This window comes from Streptomyces noursei ATCC 11455 (assembly GCF_001704275.1).
Lineage (GTDB): Bacteria > Actinomycetota > Actinomycetes > Streptomycetales > Streptomycetaceae > Streptomyces > Streptomyces noursei.
In genome coordinates this window covers 847,252-863,611 of record NZ_CP011533.1, presented here as the reverse complement: position 1 = coordinate 863,611, position 16,360 = coordinate 847,252, and the positions used below count along the sequence as shown (strand labels likewise).

Here is a 16,360-nt window from a genome sequence, read left to right as displayed (position 1 = left end):
GAGCAGACGATGAACGCGCCCGAGAACCCCGAGACCCCCGAGAACAACGTAGTCGCCGCACTCCGCGCCGCGGTCAAGGAGACCGACCGGCTCCGGCGGCAGAACCGGATGCTGGTCGCGGCGGCCAAGGAACCGATCGCCGTGGTCGGCATGGCCTGCCGCTTCCCCGGCGCCGTCGACTCCCCGGAAGCGCTGTGGGAGATGGTCGCCACCGGCACCGACGTGATCTCCGGATTCCCCGACGACCGCGGCTGGGACCTGGAGGCGCTGCGCAACAGCGGCACCGACGCCCGCGACACCGACGTCAGCCAGCGCGGCGGATTCCTGGACTGCATCGCCGACTTCGACCCCGGCTTCTTCGGGATCTCACCGCGCGAGGCGGTCACCATGGACCCGCAACAGCGGCTCCTGCTGACCACCGCCTGGGAGGCCGTCGAGCGGGCCGGCATCGACGCCACCACGCTGCGCGCCACCCGCACCGGCGCGTTCATCGGCACCAACGGCCAGGACTACGCCTACCTGCTCGTCCGCTCCCTGGACGACGCCACCGGCGACGTCGGCACCGGCATCGCCGCCAGCGCCGCCTCCGGTCGGCTCTCCTACACCCTCGGCCTCGAAGGCCCCGCGCTCACCGTCGACACCGCCTGCTCCTCGTCGCTGGTCGCCCTGCACCTGGCCGTGCAGGCGCTGCGCAACGGCGAGTGCGGCATGGCGCTGGCCGGCGGCGTCAACGTGATGGCCACACCGGGCTCGCTGGTCGAGTTCAGCCGCCAGGGCGGGCTGGCCCGGGACGGCCGCTGCAAGGCGTTCGCGGACGCCGCCGACGGCACCGGCTGGTCCGAGGGCGCCGGCGTGCTGCTGCTGGAACGGCTCTCCGACGCCCAGCGCAACGGCCACCCGGTGCTCGCCGTGGTCCGCGGCTCCGCCGTCAACCAGGACGGCGCCTCCAACGGCTTCACCGCCCCCAACGGCCCCTCCCAGCAGCGCGTCATCCGCCAGGCCCTCGCCAACGCCGGCCTGGCCACCGGCGACATCGACGCGGTCGAGGCGCACGGGACCGGCACCCCGCTCGGCGACCCCATCGAGGCGCAGAGCATCCTCGCCACCTACGGCCAGGACCGCGCCCACCCGGTGCTGCTCGGCTCGATCAAGTCGAACATGGGCCACACCCAGGCCGCGTCCGGCGTCGCCGGCGTGATCAAGATGATCATGGCGATGCGGCACGGCGTCCTCCCGCGGACCCTGCACGTCGACCGGCCCTCCACCCACGTCGACTGGACCACCGGCAGCGTCGAACTCCTCACCGACGCCCACCCGTGGCCCGAGACTGGCAGGCCGCGCCGCACCGGCATCTCCTCCTTCGGCGTCAGCGGCACCAACGCCCACGTCATCGTCGAACAGGCCCCCGACACCCCCGCCGAGGCGGCTGACGACACTCCGCCCCGCACCCCGCGGACCCTGCCGTGGCTGCTCTCCGCCCGCACCGGCGCCGCCCTGCGCGACCAGGCCACCGCGCTGCTCGACCACCTCGACCGCCCCGACGGCGACCGCGGGCCCACCGCCCTGGACACCGCGTTCTCCCTCGCCACCACCCGCGCCGCCCTGGAACACCGGCTCGCCGTCGTCACCGGCACCGACGGCACCGCCGGACGGGACGCCCTGACCGCCTGGCTGGCGCACGGCACCGCCCCCGACGCCCACGAAGGACACGCCGCCGGACGCACCCGCTGCGCGGCCCTCTTCTCCGGCCAGGGCGCCCAGCGCCTGGGCATGGGCCGCGAACTCCACGCCCGTTTCCCGGTGTTCGCACGGGCCCTCGACACCGCCGTGGACCTGCTCGACGCCGAACTGGGCGGCACCCTGCGGGAGGTGATCTGGGGCACCGACGACGCGCCGCTCAACGAGACCGGCTTCACCCAGCCCGCCCTGTTCGCCGTCGAGGTCGCCCTCTACCGCCTGATCGAATCCTGGGGCGTCGCCCCGGACTTCGTCGCCGGCCACTCCATCGGCGAGATCGCCGCCGCGCACGTCGCCGGGGTGTTCTCCCTGGAGGACGCCTGCACGCTGGTGGCCGCCCGCGCCGGGCTGATGCAGGCGCTGCCGCGCGGCGGGGCGATGGTCGCCGTCGAGGCCACCGAGGACGAGGTCAGCCCGCTGCTCACCGACGGCGTCGCGATCGCCGCGATCAACGGCCCCACCTCGCTCGTCGTCTCCGGCGACGAGACCGCCACCCTCGCCGTCGCCGCCCGACTCGCCGAACAGGGCCGCCGCACCACCCGGCTGCGGGTCAGCCACGCCTTCCACTCGCCGCTGATGGACCCGATGCTCGCGGAGTTCCGCGCGGTCGCCGAGGGCCTGTCCTACGGCGAACCGCAGATCCCGGTGGTCTCCAACCTCACCGGCGCGGTCGCCGACGGCACCCTGCTCGGCACTGCCGACTACTGGGTCCGGCACGTCCGCGAGGCGGTCCGCTTCGCCGACGGCATCCGCGCCCTCACCGACGCCGGCGTCGGCGCCTTCCTCGAACTCGGCCCGGACGGCACGCTCGCCGCCCTGGCCCAGCAGTCCGCCCCCGACGCCGTCTCCGTCCCCGTCCTGCGCAAGGACCGGGACGAGGAGCCCGCCGCGGTCGCCGCACTGGCCCGGCTGCACACCGCCGGCGTCCCGGTGGACTGGACGGCGTTCTACGCCGGCACCGGCGCCCACCGCACCGACCTGCCGACCTACGCCTTCCAGTACGAGCGCTACTGGCCCAAGGCCACCTACCGGCCCGCCGACGCCACCGGCCTCGGCCTGACCGCCGCCGACCACCCGCTGCTCGGCGCCGCCATGTCCGTCGCCGGGTCCGACGAGCTCCTGCTCACCGGCACCCTGTCGCTCGCCACCCACCCCTGGCTCGCCGACCACGTCGTCGGCGGCATGGTCTTCTTCCCCGGCACCGGCTTCCTGGAACTGGCGGTCCGCGCCGCCGACCAGGTCGGCTGCGACCGGGTCGAGGAACTCATGCTCGCCGCGCCGCTGATCCTGCCCGCCACCGGCACCGTCCAGATGCAGATCGCGGTCGGCGCCGCGGACGACGACGGCGGCCGCGACCTGCGCTTCTTCACCCGGCCCGGGGACGACCCGGACGCCGCCTGGGCCCAGCACGCCACCGGCCGGATCACCGAGGGCGAGCGCGTCCTCGCCCTCGACACCACCACCTGGCCGCCCCGCGACGCGGAACCCGTCGACATCGACGGCCTCTACGACCGCTACCGCGCCAACGGACTCGACTACGGGCCCGTCTTCCGCGGCCTGCGCGCCGTATGGCGCCGCGACACCGAGATCTACGCCGAGGTCGCCCTGCCCGAAGGCACCGCCGACGCCGACGCCTTCGGCCTGCACCCGGCCCTCTTCGACGCCGTCCTGCACAGCACCCTCTTCGCCTCCGCCGACGGCGACGACCGCAGCCTCCTGCCGTTCGCCTGGAACGGCGTGTCCCTGCACGCCGCGGGCGCGGACGCGCTGCGCGTCCGGATCACCAGCTGCGGCCCCGACGCCGTGGAGATCACCGCCGTCGACCCGCAGGGCCGCCCCGTCGTCTCCGTCGAATCGCTGACGCTGCGCGCCGCCGGCCCCGACGCCGGCACCGCCGACCACCGTGCCGACGCGGGCTCCCTCTTCCGCATGGACTGGACGCCCCGCACCGTCCACGCCCCGGCCACCCCCGCCACCTGGGCCGTCCTCGGTACCGACCCGATCGGCCTGACCGAGGCGCTCACCGCCGCCGGCCCCGACACCGTCACGGGACTCCGCGACGGTGTCGACGCCCTCGGCGAACTCACCGCCGGCGACGACCGGCCGGTGCCCGACGTGGTCGCGGTACCGCTGCGCGGCGCCACCGACCACGGGCCGGCCGGTGCCCACGACCTGACCCGCACCGTCCTGGCCCTGCTCCAGGAATGGCTGGCCGAGGAGCGCTTCGCCCGCTCCCGGCTGCTGCTCGTCACCCGCGGCGCGGTCGCCGACGGCGAGCGCGGCCCGCTCGACCTGGCCGCCGCCCCGGTCTGGGGCCTGGTGCGCTCCGCCCAGTCCGAGAACCCCGGCCGACTGCTGCTCGTCGACCTCGACGACACCGCCGAGTCCGCCGCCCAACTCCCGTTGCTGCCGGCCCTCCTGGACGCCGACGAGCCGCAGGCCGTGGTCCGCGAGGGCACCGTCCGGGTCGGCCGGCTCGCCCGCCTGGACTCCGGCCGCGGCCTCGTCCCGCCGCCCGGCACCCCCTGGCGCCTGGGCAGCCGGGCCAAGGGCAGCCTCGACGGCCTCGCCCTGCTGCCCCACCCCGAGGCCCGACGACCCCTCACCGGCCACGAGGTCCGCGTCGGCATCCGCGCCGCGGGCCTGAACTTCCGTGACGTGCTCAACGCGTTGGGGATGTATCCCGGGGATGCGGGGCTGTTCGGTTCGGAGGCGGCCGGTGTGGTCGTCGAGGTCGGACCGGAGGTCACCGGCCTGGCACCCGGCGACCGGGTCATGGGCATGCTCTTCGGCGGCTTCGGACCGCTCGGCATCGCCGACGCCCGGCTGCTCACCCCCGTCCCGGCCGACTGGTCCTGGGAGACGGGTGCGTCGGTGCCGTTGGTGTTCCTCACCGCGTACTACGCCCTGAAGGAGTTGGGTGGTCTGCGGGCGGGGGAGAAGGTGCTGGTGCATGCCGGTGCCGGTGGTGTCGGTATGGCGGCGATCCAGATCGCCCGGCATGTCGGTGCCGAGGTGTTCGCCACGGCCAGTGAGGGCAAGTGGGACGTGCTGCGCTCCCTGGGCGTGGCCGACGACCACATCGCCTCCTCCCGCACCCTCGACTTCGAGGCGGCCTTCGCCGAAGTCGCCGGCGACCGCGGCCTGGACGTCGTACTGAACGCGCTGTCCGGCGAGTTCGTCGACGCCTCGATGCGGCTGCTCGGCGACGGCGGCCGGTTCCTGGAGATGGGCAAGACCGACATCCGCGCCGCGGACTCCGTTCCCGACGGCCTCTCCTACCACTCCTTCGACCTCGGCATGGTCGATCCGGAACACATCCAGCGGATGCTGCTCGACCTCGTCGAGCTGTTCGACCGCGGCGCGCTGGCCGCGTTGCCGGTCCGCAGCTGGGACGTGCGCCGCGCCGGCGAGGCGTTCCGCTTCATGAGCCTGGCCCAGCACATCGGCAAGATCGTGCTCACCGTGCCGCAACCCCTCGACCCCGACGGCACCGTGCTCCTCACCGGCGGCACCGGCGGCCTGGCCGGCCTGCTCGCCCGCCACCTGGTCACCGAGCACGGCGCCCGCCACCTGCTGCTGGCCGGCCGGCGCGGCCCCGACGCGCCCGGCGCCGCCGCACTCCACGCCGAACTGACCGCCCTGGGCGCCGAGGTCACCGTCGCCGCCTGCGACGTCGCCGACCGCACCGCGCTCGCCGCGCTGCTCGCCACCGTGCCCGCCGAACACCCCCTCACCGCGGTCGTGCACACCGCCGGCGTCCTGGACGACGGCACCCTCACCGCCCTGAACCCCGACCGCCTCGCCACCGTCCTACGGCCCAAGGTGGACGCCGCCTGGCACCTGCACGACCTCACCCGCCACCTCGACCTGGCCGCGTTCGTGCTCTACTCCTCCACCGCCGGCGTCATGGGCGGACCGGGCCAGGCCAACTACGCGGCCGGCAACACCTTCCTCGACGCGCTCGCCGCCCACCGACACGCCCTCGGCCTGCCCGCCACCTCGCTGGCCTGGGGCGCCTGGGAGCAGGGCGCCGGCATGACCGGCGCACTGACCGACCACGACCTGCGCCGGGTCAGCGACGCCGGCGGCCAACCGCTGCTCACCGCCGAACGCGGCCTCGCCCTCTACGACGCCGCCACCGCCGCCGACGAACCCCTGATCGTCCCGCTCGGCCTCACCGGCGGTGCGCTGCCCGCCGGGGTCGGCGTCCCCGCCGTGCTGCGCGGCCTGGTCCGCACCGCGGGCCGCCGGGCCAGGGCCGGCACCGCCGGCGTCTCCCGCGCCGGCCTCGCCGAACGCCTCGCCGCCCTGCCCGAGGAGGAGCGCACCCCCTTCCTCGTCGAGCTGGTGCGCACCGAGGCCGCCACCGTCCTCGGCCACGGCTCCACCGACCCGGTGGACGCCCGCCGCGAGTTCCGCCAACTCGGCTTCGACTCGCTGACCGCCATCGAACTGCGCAACCGACTCGGCAAGGCCACCGGCCTCACCCTGCCCGCCACCCTCATCTTCGACTACCCGACCCCCGACCGCCTCGCCGTCCACCTCCACGACGAACTCCTCGGCGCGGACGCCCCGGTGACCGTCACCGCCGCCGCACAGGCCGCGGACCCGGAGCACGACCCGGTCGTCATCGTCGGCATGAGCTGCCGCTTCCCCGGCGGCGTCAGCTCCCCCGAGGAGCTGTGGGACCTGGTGGCATCCGGCACCGACGCGATCACCGGCTTCCCCGCCGACCGCGCATGGGACCGCCACCCGCAGCTCGCCGGCGCCCCCGGCGCCCGCACCGGCCAGGGCGGATTCCTCCGCGACATCGCCGACTTCGACGCCGCCTTCTTCGGCATCTCGCCGCGCGAGGCCCTGGCCATGGACCCGCAGCAGCGCATCCTCCTCGAAGTCGCCTGGGAGGCCGCCGAGCGCGCCGGCATCGACCCGCAGACCCTGCGCGGCAGCGACACCGGCGTGTTCATGGGCGTCAGCGGCCAGGACTACGCCGGCCTCGTGATGCGCTCCCGCGACGACATCGCCGGCCACGCCACCACCGGCCTCGCCGTCAGCGTCGTCTCCGGCCGCCTCGCCTACGCGCTCGGCCTGGAGGGCCCGGCCCTGTCCGTGGACACCGCCTGCTCCTCCTCCCTGGTGTCGCTGCACCTGGCCGCCCAGGCGCTGCGCGCGGGGGAGTGCACCATGGCCCTGGCCGGCGGCGTCACCGTCATGACCACCGCCGCCAACTTCACCGGCTTCTCCCGGATGGGCGGCCTCGCCCAGGACGGCCGCTGCAAGGCGTTCTCCGACTCCGCCGACGGCACCGGCTGGTCCGAGGGCGCCGCCGTCCTGGTCCTGGAACGCCTCTCCGACGCCCGGCGCGCCGGCCACCGCGTACTGGCCGTGGTGCGCGGCTCGGCGGTCAACCAGGACGGTGCGTCCAACGGTCTGACGGCGCCCAACGGTCCCGCCCAGCAGCGCGTCATCCGGCAGGCCCTGGCCAACGCGGGCCTGACCCCCGTCGACGTGGACGCCGTCGAGGCGCACGGCACCGGCACCCCGCTCGGCGACCCCATCGAGGCCCAGGCCCTGATCGCCGCCTACGGCACCGACCGCGACCCCGAACACCCGCTGCTGCTCGGCTCGGTGAAGTCCAACATCGGCCACACCCAGTCCGCGGCCGGCGCGGCCGGGCTGGTCAAGATGGTCATGGCCATGCGCCACGGCATCCTGCCGCAGACCCTGCACCTCACCGAACCGTCCTCGCACGTGGACTGGTCGGCGGGCACGGTGCGGCTGCTCACCGAGCGGACCGCCTGGCCGCGGACGGATCGTCCGCGTCGGGCCGGGGTCTCCTCGTTCGGCATCAGCGGCACCAACGCCCACGTCATCCTGGAACAGCCGCCCGCCGAGCCCACCCCCGCCGCCGACCCGGGCCGGCCCGCACCCACCGTGGTGGCCTGGCCCGTCTCCGCGCAGACCCCGGCCGCCCTCGACGCCCAACTGGACCGGTTGCGCACCGCCGCCGCCCTGGCGCCGCTCGACACCGCCCACACCCTCGCCACCGGCCGCTCGCTCTTCGAACACCGCGCCGTCCTGCTCGCCACCGTCGGCGACCCGGCGACCGGCGCCCCCGACCTGCCCGAGGTCGCCAGGGGAGCGGCGACGCCGCACCGCACCGCGTTCCTCTTCTCGGGGCAGGGTGCTCAGCGGTCGGGGATGGGGCGTGAACTGCATGCTGCTTTCCCGGTGTTCGCGGCGGCGTTCGACGAGGTGGTGGCTGTGTTGGATGCGGAGCTGGGTTCTGATGCTGATGGGGGTGTGTCGCTGCGGGAGGTGATGTGGGGCGGGGGGTCGGAGTTGTTGGATCGAACGCGTTTCACGCAGCCGGCGTTGTTCGCGGTGGAGGTGGCGTTGTTCCGTTTGGTGGCCTCGTGGGGGGTGGGGCCTGAGTTCGTGGCGGGGCATTCGGTGGGTGAGATTGCGGCGGCGCATGTGGCCGGGGTGTTCTCGTTGGTGGATGCGTGTCGTTTGGTGGTGGCGCGGGCTTCGTTGATGGATGCGTTGCCGGTGGGTGGCGTGATGGTTGCGGTGGAGGCGGCCGAGGCGGAGGTGGTGCCGCTGTTGGTCGATGGGGTGGCGATCGCCGCGGTCAACGGGCCGGTCTCGGTGGTGGTCTCCGGTGTGGAGGCGGCCGTTGGGCAGGTCGTGGATCAGTTGGTGGAGCGGGGCCGGCGGGTCCGTCGGTTGGCGGTCAGTCATGCTTTCCACTCGCCGTTGATGGATCCGATGTTGGATGCCTTCCGGGCCGTCGCCGAGGGCCTGGAGTACCACCAGCCGCGCATCCCCGTGGTGTCCAACGTGACGGGCGAGGTGGCCGCGGCGGAGGAGCTGTGCGCGGCCGACTACTGGGTGCGGCACGTCCGGGCGACCGTGCGGTTCGCCGACGGCGTCCGCACCCTGGCCGAGCGCGGCGCCACCGCCTTCCTGGAGATCGGCCCCGACGGCGTACTGTCCGCGCTCGCCCGCGGCGTCCTGCCCGCCGAGGCGCTCGTGACGCCCACCCTCCGCAAGGACCGCGACGAGGAGAGCGCCCTGCTCGCCGGACTGGCCCGGCTGCACGTCGCCGGCGTGACCGTCGACTGGAGCGCCGCCCTGACCGGCACCGGCGCGCGCGGCACCGACCTGCCGACCTACGCCTTCCAACGCGAGCGGTACTGGCCGGAGTTGGCCGCCGAACCCGCGGGCGGCGGCGCGGATGCCGCGGACGCGGAGTTCTGGGCCGCGGTGGAGCGCGCGGACGCCACCGCGCTCGCCGCCCACCTGGACATCGACGGCGACCAGCTCGGCGCCGTGCTGCCCGCACTGTCCGCCTGGCGCACCCGGCGCCGCACCACATCGGCCACCAACGCCCTGCGGCACCGGGAGAGTTGGGAACCGCTGTCGCTCGCCGGCACGCCGCACACCGGCGGCGTCCTGGTGCTGGTGCCCGCCGCCGCGACCACCGACCCCTGGGTCGCCGACGTCGTCGCCGCCCTCGGCCCGGACGCCCGCCGGGTGGACGTCCCGGCCGACGGCACCGACCGGGCCGCGCTCGCCGCCCTGCTCACCGAAGCGGCCGACGACACCGCCCCGACCGCCGTGGTCTCCCTGCTCGCGCTCGACGAGACCAGCGGCGACGACGCGGTACCGGCCGGCACCACCGCCACCGCCGCGCTCGTCCAGGCCCTCGCCGACACCGGCGCCCCGGCCCCGCTGTGGGCCCTGACCCGGGGCGCGGTCGCCGCGCTCCCCGACGAGCAGCCGACCGCCCCCGCCCAGGCCGCCGTCTGGGGCCTCGGCCGGATCGCCGCCCTCGAACTCCCGCGCCACTGGGGCGGACTGGTCGACCTGCCCGCCGACCTCGACGAGCGCACCGCACGCCGACTGCCCGCCGCACTGGCCGACGCCGGCGACGAGGACCAGCTCGCGCTGCGGGCCACCGGCGCCTACGGCCGCCGGATCACCCCGGCGCCCGCCCCCGACGACGCCCCCGGCACCGGGTGGCAGCCGACCGGCACCGTCCTGATCACCGGCGGCACCGGCGCGCTCGGCCGGCACACCGCCCGCTGGCTCGCCGCCCACGGCGCCGAGCACCTGCTGCTGCTCAGCCGCAGCGGCCCCGACGCGCCCGGCGCGGCCGAACTCACCACCGAACTCACCGCCCTCGGCGCCCGCGTCACCCTCGTGGCCTGCGACGCCGCCGACCGGGAGCAGCTGACCAGGGTCCTCGCCGAGGTACCGCGGGACTGCCCGCTGACCGGCGTGGTGCACACCGCCGGAGTGCTCGACGACGGCGTGCTCACCGGCCTCACCCCGGACCGGTTCGCCACGGTCTTCCGCGCCAAGGTGGCCTCCGCCGTGCTCCTCGACGAGCTGACCCGGGACACCGACCTGGCCGTCTTCGCGCTGTTCTCGTCCGTCGCGGGCGCTGTCGGCAACCCCGGCCAGGCCGGCTACGCCGCCGCCAACGCGGTCCTCGACGCCCTCGCCGCCCGCCGCCGGGCCCAGGGCCTGGCCGGCACCTCGATCGCCTGGGGTGCCTGGGCCGGCGACGGCATGGCGGCCCGTCACACCCGCCCCGGCGCCGAACCCGTCGGCCTGCTCGACCCCGACCTCGCCGTACCGGCCCTGGCCCGCGCGGTGACGGAGCCCCAGCCCACCCTCGTCCTCGCCGACCTCCAGCAGCCGCGGCTGCTGGAATCCCTGCTGGCGCTGCGCCCCAGCCCGCTCCTGAGCCGGCTGCCCGCCGCCCGCACCGCGGCCCGCGCGGTCCAGGAAGCGGACCGCCGCCGAGCCGGCGCCGCGGCCGACCTGCGCGACCAACTCGCCGGCACCGCACCCGCCGACCGCCACGCCGTCCTCCTCCGCCTGGTGCGGACCACGGCCGCCGCGGTCCTCGGCCACACCGGTGCCGACGCCATCCGGGCCGACAAGCCCTTCCGCGACCTCGGCTTCGACTCGCTCACCGCGGTGGAACTGAGCAGCGCTCTCGCCGCCGCCACCGGCCTGGCCCTCCCGCCCAGCCTCGTCTTCGACCACCCCTCCCCGCGGGCGCTCGCCGACCACCTGCGCGCCGAACTCACCGGCGACCGGCCGGAATCCGCCCCCGCGGCCCCGCCGGCACCGGTCCCCGCCGCGGACGACGATCCGATCGTCGTCGTCGGCATGGCCTGCCGCTTCCCCGGCGGCGTCACCACCCCCGAGGAGTTCTGGCAGCTGCTCGCCGAGGGCCGGGACGGCATCGACGCGTTCCCCACCGACCGCGGCTGGGACCTCGACGTGCTCGCCGGCGACGGCCAGGGCCACAGCGCCACCGAGGTCGGCGGCTTCCTCTACGACGCGGCCGCCTTCGACCCCGGCTTCTTCGACATCTCCCCGCGCGAGGCGCTCGCCATGGACCCGCAGCAGCGGCTGCTGCTGGAGACCGCCTGGGAGGCCGTCGAACGCACCGGCACCGACCCGACCCGGCTGCGCGGCAGCCGCACCGGCGTGTTCGTCGGCACCAACGGCCAGGACTACGCCGGCCTCGTCCTGCGCGCCCAGGAGGACGTCGAGGGGCACGCCGGCACCGGACTGGCCGCCAGCGTGATCTCCGGCCGCCTCGCCTACGCCTTCGGCTTCGAGGGCCCCGCCGTCACCGTCGACACCGCCTGCTCCTCCTCGCTCGTCGCCCTGCACTGGGCCGTCCAGGCGCTGCGCGCGGGGGAGTGCTCCCTGGCCCTGGCCGGCGGCGTCACCGTCATGACGACCTCGACGAGCTTCGCCGGCTTCACCCGGCAGGGCGGCCTGGCGCCGGACGGGCACTGCAAGGCGTTCTCCGACTCCGCCGACGGCACCGGCTGGTCCGAGGGTGTGGGCGTCCTCGTCGTCGAACGCCGCTCCGACGCGCTCCGCAACGGCCATGAGATCCTGGCCGTGGTGCGCGGCTCGGCGGTCAACCAGGACGGTGCGTCCAACGGTCTGACGGCGCCCAACGGTCCCGCCCAGCAGCGCGTCATCCGGCAGGCCCTGGCCAACGCGGGCCTGGCCCCCGGCGACGTGGACGCGGTCGAGGCCCACGGCACCGGCACCGTCCTCGGCGACCCCATCGAGGCCCAGGCGCTGCTCGCCACCTACGGCCAGGACCGGCCCGCCGACCGGCCGTTGTGGCTCGGCTCGGTGAAGTCCAACATCGGCCACACCCAGGCCGCCGCCGGCGCCGCCGGCCTGATGAAGATGGTGCTGGCCCTCCAACACGGCACGCTGCCGCGCACCCTGCACGTCACCGAGCCCTCGACCCGGGTCGACTGGTCGGCCGGCGCGGTGCGGCTGCTCACCGAGCGGACCGTCTGGCCGCGGACGGATCGTCCGCGTCGGGCCGGGGTCTCCTCGTTCGGCATCAGCGGCACCAACGCCCACGTCATCCTGGAACAGCCGCCCGCCGAGCCCACCCCCACGGCCCCTGCCGACCGCCCCACCCGGACGCCCGCCGTCCTCCCATGGGTCGTCTCGGCCCGATCGGCCACCGCGCTCGACGCGCAGCTCGCGCGACTGCGGGCGTTCGCCGCCGAGCGCCCGGACCTGCCGCCCGCCGACGTCGCCCACTCGCTCGTCACCAGCCGCGCCACCTTCGAACACCGGGCGGTCCTGCTGGCCGCGCCCGACGGCATCACCGCGGCCGCCCGCGCCGAGGCCCGCGAACGCAGCACCGCGTTCCTCTTCTCGGGGCAGGGTGCTCAGCGGTCGGGGATGGGGCGTGAACTGCATGCTGCTTTCCCGGTGTTCGCGGCGGCGTTCGACGAGGTGGTGGCGGTGTTGGATGCGGAGTTGGCGACGGGTTCCGGTGGGGGTGTGTCGCTGCGGGAGGTGATGTGGGGCGGGGGGTCGGAGTTGTTGGATCGGACGCGTTTCACGCAGCCGGCGTTGTTCGCGGTGGAGGTGGCGTTGTTCCGTTTGGTGGCCTCGTGGGGGGTGGGGCCTGAGTTCGTGGCGGGGCATTCGGTGGGTGAGATTGCGGCGGCGTATGTGGCCGGGGTGTTCTCGTTGGTGGATGCGTGTCGTTTGGTGGTGGCGCGGGCTTCGTTGATGGATGCGTTGCCGGTGGGTGGCGTGATGGTTGCGGTGGAGGCGGCCGAGGCGGAGGTGGTGCCGCTGTTGGTCGATGGGGTGGCGATCGCCGCGGTCAACGGGCCGGTTTCGGTGGTGGTCTCCGGTGTGGAGGCGGCCGTTGGGCAGGTCGTGGATCAGTTGGTGGAGCGGGGCCGGCGGGTCCGTCGGTTGGCGGTCAGTCATGCTTTCCACTCGCCGTTGATGGATCCGATGTTGGATGCCTTCCGGGCCGTCGCCGAGGGCCTGGAGTACCACCAGCCGCGCATCCCCGTGGTGTCCAACGTGACGGGCGAGGTGGCCGCGGCGGAGGAGCTGTGCGCGGCCGACTACTGGGTGCGGCACGTCCGGGCGACCGTGCGGTTCGCCGACGGCGTCCGCACCCTGGCCGAGCGCGGCGCCACCGCCTTCCTGGAGATCGGCCCCGACGGCGTACTGTCCGCCCTGGCCGCGGCCTGCCTGTTCGACACGGACGCCGAAGTGGTGCCCGCGCTGCGCAAGGGGCGCCCCGAGGAGCACACCGCCCTCACCGCCGCCGCCCAACTCCACGTGGCCGGCGTGGACATCGACTGGACCGCGGTCCTGGCCGGCACCGGCGGGCGGCGGATCGCCCTGCCCACCTATGCCTTCCAGCGCGAGCGGTACTGGCCCTCGCTCGCCGCACAGGCCCCCGGCGACGCCGGCGGGCTCGGCCTGGAAGCCGGGCGGCACCCGCTGCTCGGGGCCGCGACCACCGTCGCCGGATCCGCGGAGATCCTGCTCACCGGCCGCCTGTCCACCACCGCCCAGCCGTGGCTCGCGGTCTACGAGGCGGACGGCCGCACCGTCCTGCCGGCCGCGGTCCTCGCCGAACTCGCCGTCCGCGCCGGCGACCAGGCCGACTGCCCGACCGTGGCGGAACTGACCGTCGCCGCACCGCTCGTCCTCACCGGCGCGGCGGCCCAGCGCCTCCAGGTCCGGGTGGCCGCCCCCGACGACACCGGCCGGCGCGCGCTGTCCGTGCACGCCCGACCCGACGACTCCCCCGACAGCCCCTGGACGCTGCACGCCACCGCGGTCCTCACCCACGACACCCCGCAGCCCCCGGCGCCGGACACCGGCTGGCCGCCGGAGCGCGCCGTGCCGCTCGACGCCCTGCCCACCGCCACCGGCCCGGCCCGGATCGCGGCGGCCTGGCAGTGGGGCGACGAACTCTGCGCCGAGATCGAACTCCCCGAACCCGGCCCGGCGGAGCGGGCATTCGCCCTGCACCCGGCGCTGCTGGACACCGCGGTCCGCGCCGGCGGCCTGCTGGACGGCGACGCCACCCTGGACGCCCTCGGCTGGCGGGGCCTCGCCCTGCACGCCGCGTCCGCCACCGCCCTGCGGGTCCGCCTCACCCCGGACGGCACGGACACCTGGGCTCTGGAGGCCACCGACCCGCAGGGCGCTCCGGTCGTCTCCGTCACCGGGCTCACCCTGGGCACGCCCACCGTCGACCGGTCGGGGGCCGGGGCGGCCGATGACGGCGCGACCCTGCTCGACCTGGAGTGGGTGCCCGCGCCGCAGGCCGCGCCCACCGGCGGCGACCACCTCCCGTACGCCGTGCTCGGCGATCAACTCGCGGAGCTGGACGGGCAGTTGAGGATCGCGGGCGACGGGCCCGGGCGCGTCGCATCGCTGGCCGCGCTGCTGGACGGCGGTGCGCCGCTGCCCCGGCTCGTCCTCGCGCCGGTGCTGGGCGTGCCGACCGGGGAAGGCGACCTGCCCGCCGCGGTGCGCGGCACCACCACGGCGGTGCTGGAGCTGCTGCAGCGCTGGACCGCCGACGCCCGCACCGCCGACAGCCACCTGGTGATCGTCACCCGCGGCGCCGTCGCCGCCGGGGCGGAGGACGTGCACGACCTGGCGGCGGCCCCGGTCTGGGGCCTGGTCCGCTCGGCACAGTCCGAACACCCCGGCAGCTTCCTGCTGCTCGACCTCGACCCCGCCGATCCCGCGGGAGCCTCCCGCGCCGCCGCGCCGGCCACCCTGGCGGCCCTGCTCGACGCGGGCGAGACCCAGGCCGCGGTGCGCGCCGACACGCTCACCGTCGCCCGGCTGACCCGGGCCGCCGACGGACCCGAGGCCACCGCCGGACACCCGGTGCGGGACTGGGACCGCGACGGCACCGTCCTGATCACCGGCGGCACCGGCGGCCTGGGCGGCCTCCTGGCCCGCCACCTGGTCACCGGACACGGCATCAAGCACCTGCTGCTCGCCGGGCGCCGCGGCCCGGACGCCCCCGGCGCGCGGGCCCTGCGCGACGAACTGGCCGCCCTCGGCGCCGAGGTGACCGTCGCCGCCTGCGACGTGGCCGACCGTGCCGCACTGGACCGACTCCTCGCGCAACTGCCGCCGGAGCACCCGCTGACCGCCGTCGTGCACACCGCCGGCGTCCTCGACGACGCCACCGTCGGCACCCTGACGCCCGAGCGGCTGGACACCGTCCTGCGCGCCAAGGCGGACGCCGCCTGGCACCTGCACGACGCCACCCGCGACCGCGACCTGGCAGGGTTCGTGCTGTACTCCTCGGTCGCCGGTGTCACCGGCGGCCCCGGCCAGGGCAACTACGCCGCCGGCAACACGTTCCTCGACGCGCTCGCCGCGCACCGCGCCGCCCAGGGCCTGCCCGGACTGTCGCTGGCCTGGGGACCGTGGGGGCAGGACGCCGGCATGACCGGCACCCTCGGCGCCGCCGACCTGGCCCGCCTGGAGCGCTCCGGCATGCCGCCGCTCACCCCGGAACAGGGCCTGGCCCTGTTCGACGCCGCCGGCGCCCGCGGCGACGGGTTCGCGGTGGCGGTGCGGCTCGCCCGTGGCGCCGCCGCACCGGGCGCCGACGAGGTCCCCGCGGTGCTGCGTGCCCTGGTGCGCGGCCGGCGCCGCACGGCGGCCGCGGCCGGGCACGCCGGTGTACTGGCCCGCCGGCTGGCCGCCCTGGACGCCGAGCAGCGGCATCAGGCGCTGCTCGACCTGGTCCGCACCGAGACGGCCGCGGTGCTCGGCCACTCCGGGGCGGACGCCGTCCCGGCCGAGCGGGACTTCAACCGGCTGGGCTTCGACTCGCTGATGGCGGTCGAACTGCGGACGCGGCTGGCCACCGCCACCGGAGCCCGGCTGCCGGCCACGCTCGTCTTCGACCACCCGACGCCGGACGCGGTCGCCCGGCACCTCGCGTCGACGCTGCCCGGTGGGACCGCGGCCGGTCCGGACCGTTCCCCGCTGGCCGAACTCGACCGGATCGCCGCCGAGTTGTCGCCGGAGGGCGCGGACGACGCCACCCGACAGGGCGTCGTCGGGCGGCTGCGGCACCTGCTGGCGCAGTGGGACGGCACCCGACAGGACGGCGGTGGGACGACCGTCGACGACCGCATCGAAGCGGCGAGCGCCGAAGAGGTCCTCGCCTTCATCGACCACGAGCTCGGCCGGCAGGCGGACTCCTGACCCGCCCCACTCCCGTCGCTCGCGCGCACCACATCTGAGGAAGGTT

General features: G+C 75.9%; 1 protein-coding gene. It reads left to right on the top strand.

The annotated features are described in order from the left end of the window. Nucleotides 1–9 precede the first annotated feature (9 nt). Entirely contained in the window at nucleotides 10–16,314 is a 16,305-nt protein-coding gene (locus SNOUR_RS03450; protein ID WP_067343751.1) for a type I polyketide synthase, read from the top strand. The last annotated feature ends 46 nt before the right edge of the window (nucleotides 16,315–16,360 follow it).